This is a genomic window from Methylobacterium frigidaeris, from assembly GCF_022179185.1.
GTDB lineage: Bacteria > Pseudomonadota > Alphaproteobacteria > Rhizobiales > Beijerinckiaceae > Methylobacterium > Methylobacterium frigidaeris.
In genome coordinates this window covers 1-212 of record NZ_BPQJ01000475.1, presented here as the reverse complement: position 1 = coordinate 212, position 212 = coordinate 1, and the positions used below count along the sequence as shown (strand labels likewise).

Here is a 212-nt window from a genome sequence, read left to right as displayed (position 1 = left end):
AGGACGATAAAGGCAAGGACGACAAAGGCACGGACGATTGGGGCCAGGGCGCGCCGGAGCCGGAGGCGCCGGAAGATCAGCGGACCCCGATCCGCTACTACGAGAGCATCGACCTGTTCGACGCCGTGAACCCGCAGACGATCCTGGCCTACGACCTCAACGGCAAGCCGCTGCCGGTCTCGAACGGCGCGCCCCTGCGGCTCAGGGTGGAA

Annotated in this window: 1 protein-coding gene; it reads left to right on the top strand. The window is 67.0% G+C overall.

The window, feature by feature from the left end; translation table 11 throughout:
• Positions 1-212 (top strand): molybdopterin-dependent oxidoreductase (locus MFF64_RS37680; protein WP_238194235.1); only part of this gene is annotated, 212 nt, incomplete at both ends.